At 67.8% G+C, this 13,834-nt stretch carries 14 protein-coding genes; 9 read left to right on the plus strand and 5 right to left on the minus strand.

From position 1 onward, the window contains the following. Positions 1–5: 5 nt before the first annotated feature. Entirely contained in the window at positions 6–578 is a 573-nt protein-coding gene (locus AB0I35_RS16080) for a hypothetical protein (RefSeq protein ID WP_357396729.1), read from the minus strand. A 230-nt stretch (positions 579–808) separates the two neighbouring features. Between AB0I35_RS16080 and AB0I35_RS16085 the strand changes: the two genes are divergently transcribed. Beyond that, positions 809–2,266 carry an aldehyde dehydrogenase family protein gene (locus AB0I35_RS16085; protein WP_357396730.1) on the plus strand — a complete coding sequence of 486 codons (1,458 nt, stop codon included), beginning with the start codon at positions 809–811 and terminating at the stop codon, positions 2,264–2,266. Between the two features lie 55 nt (positions 2,267–2,321). Here the strand turns inward: AB0I35_RS16085 and AB0I35_RS16090 are convergent, their stop codons facing one another. Then, positions 2,322–3,155 carry an SDR family oxidoreductase gene (locus tag AB0I35_RS16090; protein WP_357396731.1) on the minus strand — a complete coding sequence of 278 codons (834 nt, stop codon included), beginning with the start codon at positions 3,153–3,155 and terminating at the stop codon, positions 2,322–2,324. A 109-nt stretch (positions 3,156–3,264) separates the two neighbouring features. Here AB0I35_RS16090 and AB0I35_RS16095 point away from each other — a divergent pair, with 109 nt between their 5' ends. Further along, on the plus strand, positions 3,265–4,221 hold the full coding sequence (locus AB0I35_RS16095; protein ID WP_357396732.1) for an LLM class F420-dependent oxidoreductase: 957 nt from the start codon (positions 3,265–3,267) through the stop codon (positions 4,219–4,221). Between the two features lie 49 nt (positions 4,222–4,270). On the opposite strand, the gene AB0I35_RS16100 is transcribed toward AB0I35_RS16095, so the two are convergent. Then, positions 4,271–5,275: a ferredoxin--NADP reductase gene (locus AB0I35_RS16100; RefSeq protein WP_357396733.1), complete on the minus strand. Its 1,005-nt coding sequence runs from the start codon at positions 5,273–5,275 to the stop codon at positions 4,271–4,273. A gap of 77 nt (positions 5,276–5,352) precedes the next feature. Here AB0I35_RS16100 and AB0I35_RS16105 point away from each other — a divergent pair, with 77 nt between their 5' ends. The 4 genes from AB0I35_RS16105 to AB0I35_RS16120 are packed head-to-tail and all read left to right on the plus strand — an operon-like array spanning position 5,353 to position 9,477. Beyond that, positions 5,353–6,762 (plus strand): AMP-binding protein, encoded by a 1,410-nt coding sequence (locus tag AB0I35_RS16105; RefSeq protein ID WP_357397012.1) that lies wholly within the window; start codon positions 5,353–5,355, stop codon positions 6,760–6,762. Then, a complete protein-coding gene (locus AB0I35_RS16110) occupies positions 6,740–7,636 on the plus strand; it encodes an acyl-CoA dehydrogenase family protein (protein WP_357396734.1) in 897 nt (298 codons plus the stop codon). The genes AB0I35_RS16105 and AB0I35_RS16110 overlap by 23 nt, the downstream gene beginning before the upstream one ends. Continuing rightward, positions 7,623–8,711 carry an acyl-CoA dehydrogenase family protein gene (locus tag AB0I35_RS16115; RefSeq protein ID WP_357396735.1) on the plus strand — a complete coding sequence of 363 codons (1,089 nt, stop codon included), beginning with the start codon at positions 7,623–7,625 and terminating at the stop codon, positions 8,709–8,711. Before AB0I35_RS16110 ends, AB0I35_RS16115 begins: the two co-directional genes overlap by 14 nt. 1 nt (position 8,712) lies before the next feature. After that, complete coding sequence (locus AB0I35_RS16120; RefSeq protein WP_357396736.1) at positions 8,713–9,477, plus strand: enoyl-CoA hydratase/isomerase family protein; 765 nt, start codon at positions 8,713–8,715, stop codon at positions 9,475–9,477. A 45-nt stretch (positions 9,478–9,522) separates the two neighbouring features. On the opposite strand, the gene AB0I35_RS16125 is transcribed toward AB0I35_RS16120, so the two are convergent. Further along, on the minus strand, positions 9,523–10,287 hold the full coding sequence (locus AB0I35_RS16125) for an SDR family NAD(P)-dependent oxidoreductase (protein WP_357396737.1): 765 nt from the start codon (positions 10,285–10,287) through the stop codon (positions 9,523–9,525). Positions 10,288–10,386: 99 nt separating this feature from the next. Here AB0I35_RS16125 and AB0I35_RS16130 point away from each other — a divergent pair, with 99 nt between their 5' ends. Beyond that, positions 10,387–11,532, plus strand: a complete 1,146-nt coding sequence (locus AB0I35_RS16130; protein ID WP_357396738.1) for a thiolase family protein — start codon at positions 10,387–10,389, stop codon at positions 11,530–11,532. Positions 11,533–11,598: 66 nt separating this feature from the next. On the opposite strand, the gene AB0I35_RS16135 is transcribed toward AB0I35_RS16130, so the two are convergent. Continuing rightward, positions 11,599–12,252 carry a TetR/AcrR family transcriptional regulator gene (locus AB0I35_RS16135; protein WP_357396739.1) on the minus strand — a complete coding sequence of 218 codons (654 nt, stop codon included), beginning with the start codon at positions 12,250–12,252 and terminating at the stop codon, positions 11,599–11,601. Positions 12,253–12,422: 170 nt separating this feature from the next. Between AB0I35_RS16135 and AB0I35_RS16140 the strand changes: the two genes are divergently transcribed. Together AB0I35_RS16140 and AB0I35_RS16145 are read left to right on the plus strand one after the other, a co-directional pair. Then, a complete protein-coding gene (locus AB0I35_RS16140) occupies positions 12,423–13,208 on the plus strand; it encodes an enoyl-CoA hydratase (RefSeq protein WP_357396740.1) in 786 nt (261 codons plus the stop codon). Between the two features lie 36 nt (positions 13,209–13,244). Next, a complete protein-coding gene (locus AB0I35_RS16145; protein ID WP_357396741.1) occupies positions 13,245–13,739 on the plus strand; it encodes a hypothetical protein in 495 nt (164 codons plus the stop codon). Positions 13,740–13,834 lie beyond the last annotated feature (95 nt).

The raw sequence follows: 13,834 nt of genomic DNA on the forward strand, positions 1-13,834 counted from the left end.
GGAGGTCAGCGGGCCGACGGCAGGCCGATCGCGCCCCTGGCCGCCGCGTGCGACGCCGTGTTGCTGTGGAACCCTTCGATCGCCGACATCGGCCCGATTGCGCCGTCGGTCGCGGCCAGTGCGCGGGCTTTGAACGCGCGTGCCGCGCCGGTGAGCCGATGGCTCATCCCCTCGACGTGCCGACGGAACTCTGTGGGTACCGAACCCCACAACACGACCTCGACCAGATCGTTGTCCAGGCAATTCAGCACGCCGTCGTGCACGCGGTGGTCGGTCCGGAGCAGATCCGGTGCGACCGCCAGCACATCGGGCCAGCTGTGATGCACCGGAACCGAGAGTGGTCCTTCGAGTTCGAGGACGGTCGCGCCGAGGATCTGCAGCGGCCGCAGGTCGGTGACATCGGCGAGAACGACATTCACGTCCCACCCCGCCATCGAGCGGTCGAACAGCCAGCCGCCGGCGTGGGTCACCACCTCGCGAGCGTCGGTCGCCAGGACCGCCAGGCGATACCGCAGCGGGTGCCGGTGCGCGTAGGCCCACCAGTCGGTGACCGGACCTGCGCCCTGAGCTTCATCCACGAAGTGAGTCGTACTACAACTTCACCGGCTCCGGGGCGATAAGGCGGAACCTTTCCGAACCCGCGTACCTGGGCGGTTGACCTGGTGGGCCTGGGACACTCCGGGAACCACATTCGCGAGAATATAATTATCAAAAATTAGAACGATCCTCTTGACCACGGTTTCGTCTCGATGCTAAGCCTGTCTGCAGGACTTGTGTGCACGAGGCCGTGACGCCGAAGGGGATTGCGATGACGCTGCGATCGGTACTGGACGAAATACGTGAGCGACCCGGAAAGGGCGAGGTCATCCCGATCATCGACCCGGTGACCGAGGAGCAGATCACCGAGTTCACCGACTGTGGACCCGAGGCGGTGGACGAAGCCGTTGCCCGTGCGAAGGCCTCGTTCGAGTCCGGCGTCTGGCAGGGGTTGCCCGGTCGTGAGCGAGCCAAGATCATGTGGCGTATCGCCGACCTCATGGATGCGAATGTCCAGGAGTTGGCAGAACTGGATTCGCTCAATACAGGTATGCCACTTGCGCAGGCACAGATGATCGTTCCGACCTGCGCCGAGTTCTTCCGCTACTACGCGGGCTGGTGCACCAAGCTCAGCGGCTCGGCCTACGAGGTGCAGATGACCGGTGGCGTCTCCGGCGCCTACGCGAACATGCACGCCTACACGCTGAAAGAGCCCTACGGCGTGGTCGGCCTGATCTTCCCGTGGAACGGGCCAGTCTTCAACGCCTGCGCGAAACTGGCCCCGGCGCTGGCTGCCGGCTGTAGCAGCGTGGTGAAACCGGCCGAGGAGACGCCGCTGTCGGCGCTGTTGATCGACCGGCTCATCGCCGAGGCAGGTGTGCCCGACGGAGTGGTGAACCTGCTGACCGGTTACGGGCACACCGCGGGTGCCGCGATCACGGCGCATCCCGATGTCGAGAAGGTGGCCTTCACCGGATCCACCGAGGTGGGCAAACAGATCGTGCAGGCGTCGGCGGGCAACCTGAAGAAGGTGATGCTGGAACTCGGCGGCAAGTCACCGGTGCTCATCTTCGACGACGCGGACCTGGACATGGCGGTGATGATGGCCTCGATGGGCATCTTCATCCACTCCGGTCAGGGGTGCGTCTGCGGTTCGCGGATCTTCGTGCAGCGCGGCGTCTACGAACGCGTCGTCGAGGGCATCGCCACGGTGGCGAACAACCTGAAGCTCGGCGGGCCCAAGGAAGAGGGCACCATGATCGGCCCGCTGATCAGCGCCAAGCAACTCGGCCGCGTGATGGGCTATATCGACGAGGGCAAAGCCGACGGTGTCGAGGTCGTCACCGGCGGGCACCGCCTGGATCGCAGCGGCTACTTCGTCCATCCCACGGTGCTGACCAATGTCGATCCCGCCACCAGCAGGCTCTACCGCGAGGAGATCTTCGGCCCCGTGGTGACGATTCTGCCGTTCGACGACGAGGACGAGGCGGTCGCGTTGGCCAACGACACCTCCTACGGTCTGGCCGCGACCGCCTGGACCACCAACCTCAGCCGTGCGCACCGGCTCGCCAAGCGGCTGCAGGCGGGCACCGTCTCGCTGAACTGCCAGCTGGTCTTCGATCACGCCGTGCCGTTCGGTGGGTACAAGCAGTCCGGGTGGGGTCACGAATTCGGGCGCGAGGGCGTCGAGGCCTACATGAAGACCAAGTCGGTCTGGGCTCAGCTCTGAGCCATCGAGCGAGCGAAAGCGGCGGCGGGGCAACCCGGCCGCCGCTTTCGTGGTGTCAGTCCACGAACAGGTCCCGGGTGGGGGTGGGGCCGCCGCCGTAGCGGGCGAAATCGTCGATCCCGGCGAAACGCGCGAGCGCTTCGACGTCGAGGAAGCACTGTCCGGTGACGCTGCGGGCGGGTTGGCCGAGGATGGCGACGGCGGCGTCGGCCATGATCCGTGGGCTGCGTGCGGCGGCGAGTTGGTCGGCGGCATTGTCGAGGGCCGCGACGGCTGAGGTGGCGATGTAGGTCTGCGGCCACAGGCAGCTGAATCCGATTCCGGCAGCGTCGAATTCGGCCGCCCAGCCCTGGCTGAGCAGGGTCATGGCGTATTTGGACTGGGTGTAGGCCGGGTGCGCACCGAGCCAGCGCGGTGCGAGATTGATCGGCGGCGAGATGCTGAGCACGTGCGGATCGGCCGACTTGCGCAGGGCGGGCAGGCACGCGGTGGTGAGCAGGAACGTGGCGCGCACATTGATGTCGTGCATGAGATCGAAGCGCTTGATCGACAGCGCTTCGGTGGGCTCGGTGGCGATGGCACCCGCGTTGTGCACGCAGACATCGATTCCGCCGAATCGCTCGAGCGCCACCGACACGGCGCGCGCGACATCCTCCGGCTTGCGTACGTCGCCGACCACGGCGGCGGCACGGCCACCGGCGCCCTCGACCTCGGCCGCGACAGTGTGCACCGTGCCGGGCAGCCGGGGGTGTGGTTCGGAGGTCTTGGCCAGCAGGACGACGTCGGCGCCCTGTTCGGCGGCGGCCACCGCGATGGCGGCGCCGATGCCGCGGCTGGCGCCGGAGACGAGCACGGTGCGGCCGTGCAGCGGCTGGGACTGGTCGGACATGGATGCTCCTCTGGTGCCGCCGGGTCGCGGCATCGTATTCTCGTGAACAGAAATTCTGTTCTCAGTTTAGGCAAGTTCCATATTCAGTCGCGAACCACCTGGAGGAAACGTGCGCATCGGTGTGATGATCGGCCCGGAGAAGGGCGACTCCGGACGCAAGCTCGAGCGCATGCTGCGCGATATCGCCTGGGCCGAATCGGCGGGACTGTACACCGCGTGGATCCCCCAGATACCCAGCGACTTCGACGCGCTGATCACGGTCACGGCTATGGGCCTGGCCACCTCGCGTATCGAACTCGGCACCGCGGTCGTGCCGCTGCAGGCGCAGCACCCGATCGCCTTGGCCAGGCAGGCGCTGTCGGCGCACGCGGCCGCGGGCGGCAGGCTCGCGCTCGGCGTCGGGCCGTCGCACCACTGGATCGTGCGTGACATGCTCGGCCTGCCCTACGACAAGCCCGCCGCCTACACCAGGGACTACCTCGAGGTGCTCACCGCGGGCCTCGCCGGGCCAGGCTCGGTCGACGTGGACAACGACACCTTCTCGGTGCACAACCCGCTCGACCTCGGCCCGGTCGCCCCGGTGCCGGTGCTGGTGGCAGCGCTGGGGCCGGCGATGCTGCGGATTGCGGGGGAGCGGACCGACGGGACCGTGCTCTGGATGGCAGACGAACGCGCGGTCGCCGAGCACGTGGTGCCCAAGATCAGCAAGGCGGCCGCCGAAGCGGGCAGGCCTGCCCCGCGCGTGGTCGCAGGGCTGCCGGTATGCCTTTGTGCGCCAGGGCAAGTCGACGAGGCGCGCGAACGGGCGAATCGAATTCTCGGCGAAGCGGAGGTCTCGCCGAATTATCAGCGTCTGCTCGAGCAGGGCGACGCACGCACCATCGGGGATCTGTGCCTGGCGGGCGACGAGGACGATATCGCGGCGGGCTTGCGCCGCTACGCCGATGCCGGTGCCACCGACATCTCGGTGCGGCTGTTGCCGATCGGCGCGGACCGTGAGGCGCTGATCGCGTCCAAGCAGCGCACCAGGGAGATGATCGCCGACCTGGCCCGGCAACTGCGCTGACGGCGTGACCGGCTGTGCCCCGGCGGATTTCGCCAGGGCACAACCGGTGTCACTCGTAGTCGACGGTGAGATCGGTGGTGTCGGGCACCGCCTGGCAGGTGAGCACATAGCCGTCGGCGACCTCGTCGTCGGTGAGCGCGTCGTTGTGCCGCATGGTCGCGTGTCCCGAGACGACCTTGGCGATGCAGGTGGCACAGTTGCCCTGTTCGCACGAGAACGGCGGAGCCAGACCACCGCGGCGAGCGCTTTCGAGCAGGGTCTCACCCGCCTTGCGGGGCACCTCGCGCTTCTTGCGGTTCAGGATCACCGTGACAGTGCCACCGGAATCGTCTTGTGGCGCGGACGAATCCACTGCTGGAGCCGCGTTCGCCGGTGCGAACCGCTCGCTGAACACCACTCCGGGGCCGGGGACGGCCTTTTCCACCAGCTCCATGAAGGCTTCGGGCCCGCAGATGTAGTGATCGCCGTCGGTGTCGGCGCCGACGAAGTCGCGGATGGCCGCCGGGGTGAGGAATCCGCTCTCGCTGTCGAGGTGCCGGACCACCTCGAGCCGGCCGGGGTAGTGGGTGACCAGGTCGGCGAGCGCGTCGTCGAAGAGCATCGAGGCTCGGTCACGGTCGGCGCACAGCAGTCGGACCCGCCGGGTGGTGCTCGCCAGCGCCGCCTTCGTCAACGACAGGATCGGAGTGATGCCGCTGCCGCCGCTGAAACCCAGGAGCGCTACCTCGGTGTCGCGCAGGCAGAATCGGCCCGCAGCCTTGGACAGTTCCACTTCGTCACCGGCGCTGATGGTGTCGATCATCCAGTTCGACACCGCACCGCCCGGTACCCGTTTGACCGTGGTCATCAGCTCGGTGTCGGTCTCCGGCGCGCTGGACATCGAGTACGAGCGGTACAGCGCGGTGCCACCCACAGTGACGCGGAACGTACAGAACTGCCCCGCCCGGTAGCTGATTGGCCCGTCGTGCGGGGTGAGCACGAAGGTCCGTGCGTCGGGGCTCTCCGCCACCACCCGGGTCACGGTCGCTCGCAGAAATGAAGAGAGTGTCGCCATGGACCGCGTCCTCCTGGTATTAAGGTTCTATCGAAATGAGAATAGTATTCTCTCTCATGAGACGGGAACCCTCCAAGATGGCCGATACCGCGCCGTGCGCTCTCGTATTCGAGGAACAGGCCTATGCCGCGGACGAACTCGACGCCCTCGCTGCCGGGTTGGCCGACGAGCTCGCCGGCCGTGGTGTGCGGACCGGCGACCGGGTGGCGCTGATGTCGTCCAACCGTCCCGAATTCGTCGTCGCGGTGCTGGCGGTCTGGCGCCTCGGTGCCTGCGTCGTGCTGATCAGCCCGGCCTGGAAACGCGACGAGGTCGCCCACGCCCTGAGCCTCACGAACCCGGTGGCTGCCCTCGGTGACAGTTCCGTGCTCGGGGAGCTGCTGCCGATGCGCCACCTCGACGAACCCCTCCCCGCATCGAAATCGGCAGCGGCAGTGCCGAACCCGGAGGACGATGCGGTGCTGGTCTTCAGTTCCGGCACCACCGGGATGCCGAAGGCGGTGCGCCACACCCACGCCTCGCTCGACACCGCCATCCGGCAGTGGACCCAGGTGCTCGAGCTCACCGGCGCCGACCGGATCCAGATCGCGACCCCGCCCTCGCACATCCTCGGTCTGCTCAACATCCTCACCGCGCTGCGTGCAGGCGCGTGGATGCGGCTGCACCGGCGCTTCGACCTGAACACCATGCTGACCTGCATCCAGGACGAGCGCATCACCGTCGAGATGGCCGTCGCGCCGATCGCGCTCGCCCTGGCCGCGCACCCGGAACTCGAACGCTACGACCTGAGTTCGCTGCGCTACATCATGTGGGGCGCGACCCCCGTCACCGCGAGCATCGCCGAAACGGTGACCGCGCGTACCGGTGTGCCCTGGGTGCCCGCCTACGGCGCCAGCGAACTTCCGGTCATCGCCTGCAACCCACTGGGCGGCGCCCGCCTGGACTCCGTCGGCAAGGCCGCCCCCGGCGTCGAGATCCGGGTGGTCGATCTGGACACCGGCAAACCGGTGGGGACAGAGGAAACCGGTGAGATCCAGTGCCGTTCGGCCTCGGTGATGGCCGGCTACCTGCCCGCCGACGCGACCGCGAGTGCCTTCGACGGGTCCTGGTATCGCACCGGTGACGTCGGCACCGTCGACGCCGAGGGCTGGATCAGGATCACCGACCGGGCCAAGGAGATGATCAAGGTCCGTGGCTTCCAGGTGGCGCCCGCCGAGATCGAGGCGGTGCTGCACGAGCATCCGCTCGTCACCGATTGCGCGGTGTTCGGCACACCCGACGAGCGCGACGGGGAAGCGGTTGTCGCCGCGGTCGCCGTGCTCGACGGCGTCACCGCCGAGGAGCTGATCGGTCTCGTCGGTGACCGGCTGGCCGCCTACAAACGGCCCCGGCGCGTCGTGTTCGTATCCGAGATCCCGCGCCTGCCCTCGGGCAAGGTGCTTCGCCGAGTCCTCGAGGAGCGTCATGGACGTCCGACTGACCAGTGAGCAGCGTCAGCTGCGTGATGCTGCCGCCCGGCTGGCCGACGAGCTCGGCCCCGGCTCCGTCGCCGACCTCGACGACCCGGGCAGGCGGGGTCGCCTCGAGAAGGCGGTCGATGCCGCGGGCTGGCGCACCTTGCGTTCCGATGGTGCTTCCGGCGTCGAAATCGCCTTGGTCGTCGAGGAATTCGCCCGCGGACTCGTGGACGTCGCATTCCTCGGCCCGGTTCTCGCCGACGATCTGCGCGGTGCCGAGCAGGGCAGATGGACGATCGGGGTGAACGGCCGCGTGGTCGACTCAGCGGCCCGCGACCAGGTGCTGGTGATCGACGATCGGCAGCTCTACGCCGCGGGCGTCGGCGCACCGCTGCCCGGCGCCGATCCCACCCGGCACAGCGCCCGGTTCGCCGGCACACCGGAACTGGTCGGCGAACTGTCACCCGACCAGCTCACGCAGTGGCAGGCGCTGGCCGCCACCGCGACGACCGCCGACCTGCTCGGTGCGGCCCGCGGCACCCACCGCCTGGCCGTCGACTACGCGAAGGTCCGTGCCCAGTACGGCCGACCGATCGGGTCGTATCAGGCGGTCGCGCACCTGCTCGCGGAGAGCCTGGCACTGATCGAAGGCTCGATCAGCGTGCTGCGCTACGCCGCCTGGGCCGTCGACGAACTATCGCCCGCCGAGGCTCTGCGCGCGGCGCGTGTCGCCAAGGTCTACACCGCCCGCGCCGCCCGTGCGGTGTGCGAGACCTCGATCCAGGTACATGGCGGCATCGGCAACACCTGGGATTGCCTGGCCCACATCTATCTGCGCCGGGTACTGACAGCGACCGAACTGTTCCCGGCACGACTGGAGGACATCGACAGTGGACTATCGTGATTCGCCCGAGGAAGCCGCCTTCCGTGCCCGGCTGCGGGACTGGCTCGCCGAGGTGGCCGGCGCCTTCCCCTCGTCCGGCGACGAGTACTGGGCCCGCGCGGGGGACTGGCATCGGGCGCTGTACGAGGCAGGATTCTTCGGGCTGTCCTGGCCGAAGGAATTCGGCGGGCACGCACTGGCTCCGGTCTACGACGTCATCCTCGACGACGAACTGACCAGGGCGGGCGCCCCGGCCAGGCCGAGTCTCGGCTATCTGGTGCACGGGCTGGGCAGGCACGCGAGTCCCGCACTGCAGCAACAGTTTCTGCCCGGCATGATCGACGGGTCGCAGCGGTGGTGCCAAGGCTTCAGCGAGCCCGACGCGGGTTCGGATTTGGCCGCCCTGCGCACGACGGCGACCCGCGACGGCGACGACTATGTTCTGCACGGGCACAAGATCTGGACCAGCTACTCCGATGTCGCCGACTGGTGCCTGCTGCTGGCCCGCACCGACCCGGATGCCCCACGGCACAAAGGTATTTCGGCGTTCATCGTCTCGATGCACCAACCCGGGGTCGAGCAGCGGCCGCTGCGGATGATCAGCGGTGTCACCCGGGAATTCGGGCAGGTCCGCTTCGACGGCGCCCGAGTACCCGCCGACCGGATGGTCGGCGGCCCCGGCGACGGCTGGAAACTCGCCATGACCGTGGTCGGGCACGAACGGGAACCCTCCACCCTCGGTTTCGCGGCCCGCTACGCGAAAACGGTGCGGCAACTCGAAGCGCGGGTCAGTGGCCGCAAGCCCGACGAACTCGCCTGGGCCGCAGTCGAATCGGAAATGCTGCGGCTGCATGTGCGGCGCAGGCTCTCCGAACAGCTCGACGGCATCGTGCACGGACCGAACGGATCACTGGACAAGCTGCTGATGACCTGGGTGGAGCAGGCGGTCGGACATGCGGCACTGGCGGTGGCCGGCACCGGCGACGACGACATGTTCGGCAGCTATCTCTACAGCCGTGCGCAGAGCGTGATGGGCGGGACGTCGCAGATCCAGAAGAACATCATCGCTTCCCGAATCCTCGACCTAGGAGTCTGAAATGTACGACATGCCACCGGAGATCAGCGTCGAGGCCGACGGACCACTTCGGATCATCACACTGAACCGCCCCGAGGCCCTCAACGCCGTCGACGACGCGCTGCACTCGGGTCTAGCCGCGCTGTGGCCCCGGCTCGCCGCCGACCGCTCGGCCAGGGCGGCGGTTCTCACGGGAGCCGGAAAGGCCTTCTCGGCCGGCGGTGATTTCGCGTACCTCGCCGAGCTGTCGCGCGACGCCGAGTTGCGTGCGAAGACCATCGCGCACGGGCGGGAGATCGTGCTCGGCATGGTGCGCTGCCGGGTGCCCGTGATCGCCGCGGTCAACGGGCCTGCCGTCGGGCTCGGCTGCAGTCTGGTGGCGCTGAGCGATATCGCCTACATCGCCGAGGACGCCTATCTCAAGGACCCGCACGTGCAGGTCGGTTTGGTGGCCGCCGACGGCGGCCCGCTCACCTGGCCGCTGCACACGAGTCTGCTGCTGGCCAAGGAATACGCCTTGACCGGTGCCAAGATTCCCGCGGAAAGGGCCAGGGAGATGGGGTTGGTGAACCATGTCGTCGCCGATCCGCTGGCCGCGGCGCTCGCCTGCGCCAAGCGGGTGCTCGAGCTGCCCGAGCAGGCGGTGGAGAGCACGAAACGACTGTTGAACCTGCACCTGGAACGTGCGGTGGTAGCCACTCTCGACTATGCGACCACGGCGGAAGATCTGTCGTTCCAGACCGAGGCGTTCCGTTCCGTGATCGCGCGGCTCACCGCGGACAAATAGCGGCTGTGGGGCGAAGGGCCTTCCGTCCTTCGCCCACACCGTGGCCTACCGCGGCGGGAACCGCAGAGCACCGTCGAGGCGGATGACTTCACCGTTGAGATAGTCGTTCTCGACGATCGCCGTGGCCAGCTTGGCGTATTCGTCGGAGCGCCCCATCCGCTTGGGGAACGGCACCCGCGGCCCCCAGTAGCTCTCGAGCTTGTCGGCGGACTTTCCGTAGGCGGGCGTATTGACGGTGCCGGGAGCGATGGTGACCACCCGGATTCCGAGCGGGGACAAATCGCGCGCGGCCACCAGCGTCATCGCGGCGACACCGCCCTTGGCCGCGGCATAGGGGAGCTGTCCGATCTGACCTTCGTAGGCGGCGATCGAGGCGGTGTTCACGATCACCCCTCGGGCACCTTCCTCCAGTGGTTCGGCGGTGGCCATCGCCTCGGCGGACAGCCGGAGCACGTTGAACACCGCGGTCAGATAGAACTCGATCGTGGTGCGGAAACCCGTCAGGTCGAGCGGCGAGCCGTCCTTGCCGATCAGCCGCCCGCCGGTGGCCGGTCCGCCGTGGGTGTCGACCGAGATACGCAGCGGCCCGAGGGATTGCGCTTCGGCCACGGCGGCGCGCACCGAATCCTCCTGAGTTGCGTCGGTATGCACGTAACGGATACCGAGTTCGTCGACGAGTTGCCTGCCCTTGTCGTCGGCGACATCGGCGACCACGACTTTCGCGCCCGCGGCGTGCAGTCGGCGCACGGTCGCCTCGCCGAGGCCACCGGTCCCGCCGACCACCAGCGCGGCACTTCCACTGATCTGCATCCCGCAACCTTCCTTGTGAATAATGATCTCTTAGGGTGAGAATACTATTCTCACTAGTGTCAGTCAGCCCTTTGCGGGCGATCCACCGAGGAGGCCCTCATGCCCGAAGCCGTCATCGTCTCCGCCCTGCGGACACCGATCGGCACCGCCCGAAAGGGGACGCTGCGCGACACCACCGCCTTCGACCTCGCCCATCACGTCGTCGCCGCGGTCGCCGACGAGCTCGACGCCGACCGGATCGATGACGTGATCCTCGGCGAGGGTCGTTACGGCGGCGGTGTGCTGGCCCGCCACGCCGCCGTCACGGCCGGACTCACGGCGGTGCCAGGGGTCGCGCAGAATCGCCACTGTGCCGCGGGGATGGCTGCCGTGCAGACGGCGGCGGCCGGAATCCGGGCGGGCATGGACGAACTCGTGATCGCGGGCGGGGTGAACAGCGATTCCACCGCCCCGCGTGCGCGATTCAAGGTCGGGCCCGACGAATGGATCGATCCGTGGGTCTCGCCGAGTCACCCCGACCGTCCGGATGCGCCTGCGATGGACATGTCGATCACCGTCGGCTGGAACACCGCGGTGCGGGCCGGGCTCACCCGCGACGATCTGGATCGGTGGGCGCTGCGTTCGCACCGCAACGCGATCGCGGCCATCGATGGCGGTCTGTTCAAGAACGAGATCATCGCGGTCGACACACCACATGGACTGTTCGACACCGACGAGAGTCCACGTCGCGACACCAGCCTCGAACGGCTGGCGTCGCTGAAAGTCCTGCACCCGGAGATCGACGGCTTCTCGATCACCGCGGGCAATGCCTCCGGTGCCAACGACGGTGCGGCTGCCTTGGCGATCGCCTCCGACCGGCTCGGCTTGCCCGCGCTCGGCTACATCCGTGCCTGGGCTTCGGTCGGTGTCGACCCGGCGGTCACCGGACTTGCCCCGATCGAGGCGATCACGAAGGCGGCTGCCAGAGCGGGTATCTCGCTGGGGTCGGTGCGGCTGATCGAGATCAACGAGGCGTTCGCCTCGGTGCCGCTGGCGGCGATCCGGGCGCTGGATCTGGACCCGGAGATCGTGAACTACAGCGGCAGCGGCTGTTCACTCGGTCATCCGGTGGCCGCGACCGGAGCCCGGATGATTGTCACGATGGTGCACGAATTGCGCCGTCGTGGTGGGGGTTTCGGCATCGCCGCGCTGTGCGCGGGCGGCGGGATGGGGTCGGCGACGGTCATCGAAGTGCCGTCGGCCTGACGGGAACCGGCGGGACGGTGTACTACCGTCCCGCCGGTTTTCTCGTCGTGCCGCCCCGGGGCGGTTTCACGCGCGGGCGAACCCGTGTGCGCAGAAGTTCCATACCTCGGCGGACGTGATCGGGTGCTGGGTTTCCTCGTCGACCGCGCCGGTGGACTGGGCGGTGAACATAACGGTCTGCATCACCATGGCCGCCGCCCGGCGGGTGTTCATGTCGGCGCTGATCTCCCCGGCCGCCTTGGCGAGGTCCATCAACTCCACGAACAACGCGAGAACCGGGGCATGCGCCACCTTGACGTGCCCGGGATGCGATACCAGCAGTTGCGGCGCGAAGTCGGTGAACAGCGGCCGTTGCGCGGCGGGATCGGGCCTGCACAGTTCGAACAGCAACTCGACGGCGACCTGCAGCTTGTCCATCGGATCGGTCTGCCCGTCGGCGGCGGCGCGCAGCTGTTCGGAGGTACGCGACAGCGCGTCCTCGAACAGTGCGAGCAGCAGCTCGTGCTTGCCGTCGAACTGCAGGTAGAAGCTGCGCAGTGACTGACGGGAGCGGTCGACGACCTCCTGCACCGTGAAGTCGGTGGTGCCCTTCTCGGTGATGATGGCCTGCGCGGCGTCGAGGAATCGCTGGACCCGCTCCTCGGCGCGCAGCGTCGCCGTGCGTAACGATCTTTCGACCGCGCGCTGCTTCCAGGCCGGCTTCTCGCTCGGGCTGGTCACGGGCACCTCGATCCCCGGTCATTCGAAGAGAACATGAATGCACTGTACCGGAGAACATCGTTTAACTGTGTAGCCATGTGCCGCATTTCGCCGCCCTTCTGAGACTGTTACTTTCAGTCGTGAGAATGATATTCTCATCTGATCGTTTCCCGCCCGGCAAGGAGCATCTTTTGTACATCCGCTACGAAGTCGCCGATCGCATCGCGACGATCACCCTGGATCGGCCGGATGCCGCCAACGCCCAGAACGGCGAGCTGCTCGACGAGCTGGACGCCGCGTGGCGGCGCGCCGCCGACTCCCCGGACGTCGCGGTGATCGTGCTCAGGGCCGAGGGCAAACATTTCTCGGCCGGCCACGACCTGAAGGACCGATCGTGGCCCGACCCGAGCACGATCACTCTCGACCGGATCTACGAGCTGGAGACACGCCGCTACCTGGAGTACTCGATGCGGTGGCGCAACGTACCCAAGCCATCGATCGCGGCCGTGCAGGGCCGCTGTATCGCCGGTGGGCTGCTGCTGTGCTGGCCGTGCGATCTGATCGTGGCCGCCGAGGACGCGCTGTTCTCCGATCCGGTCGTGCTCATGGGCATCGGCGGCGTCGAATACCACGGTCACACCTGGGAACTCGGCGCGCGCAAAGCCAAGGAGATCCTGTTCACCGGCCGCCCGGTGACGGCCGAGGAGGCACGTCAGGTCGGCATGGTGAACGCGGTCGTCGCACGGGACGAACTCGACAGCCACACCCGGCAGCTGGCGACCAGGATCGCGGCCATGCCCGCCTTCGGCTTGCGCCAGGCCAAGCGTGCGGTCAACCAGACGCTGGATGTGCAGGGCTTCTACGCCGCCATCCAGTCGGTCTTCGACATCCATCAGACCGGGCACGGAAATGCGTTGAGCGTCAACGGTTATCCGATTCTGGTCGACATGGACGAGATGAAGGCCAAACTCACCTAGCGTCGCCCGCGGCGCTCGTCGAAACGAGGAAGTTTCATGTCTGCATTCCTGCGCCGCACCACCGCGGCCTGTTGTGGTCTCGCTCTGGCCGCCGTGTTGGTCGGCTGTGGTTCCGACGACGGCTCGACCACGGCCCCGGCCACCACTTCGGCGGTGGTGACCACCGCCGCCGCGGGTGGTGCCGACGCGGCAACCACCCAGGCCGTCACCGCGGCCTACACGACCTTCTTCGACGGCAAGGCCCCGACGAACGACCGCGTCGCGCTGGTCGAGGGTGGGGAAGCGTTCCGGTCGATTCTGGAAGGCCAGGCCCAGACTCCCCAGGCCCAGGGCACCTCGGTCACGGTGAGCGCGGTGAAACCCACCGGTGACACCACCGCCGATGTCACCTACACCTTGCTGATGGGTGGTAATCCGATGCTGCCCGACCAGACCGGACAGGCCGTCAAGGAGGGCCAGTCCTGGAAGGTCGCCAAGTCCACGTTCTGCGCGCTGCAGGCGCTGCAGGGTCAAACCCCGGCCACCTGCTGAGACCGGCTGGTCGACGGCCCGGTCCCGGCACAGCACGACCGCATCGACGTCACCTTCGCCACCGCCGTCGTGGCGTGGTAGGTCGCGGCGGGCTG

The sequence above is a fragment of the Nocardia sp. NPDC050378 genome, from assembly GCF_040655675.1.
Taxonomy (GTDB): domain Bacteria; phylum Actinomycetota; class Actinomycetes; order Mycobacteriales; family Mycobacteriaceae; genus Nocardia; species Nocardia coubleae.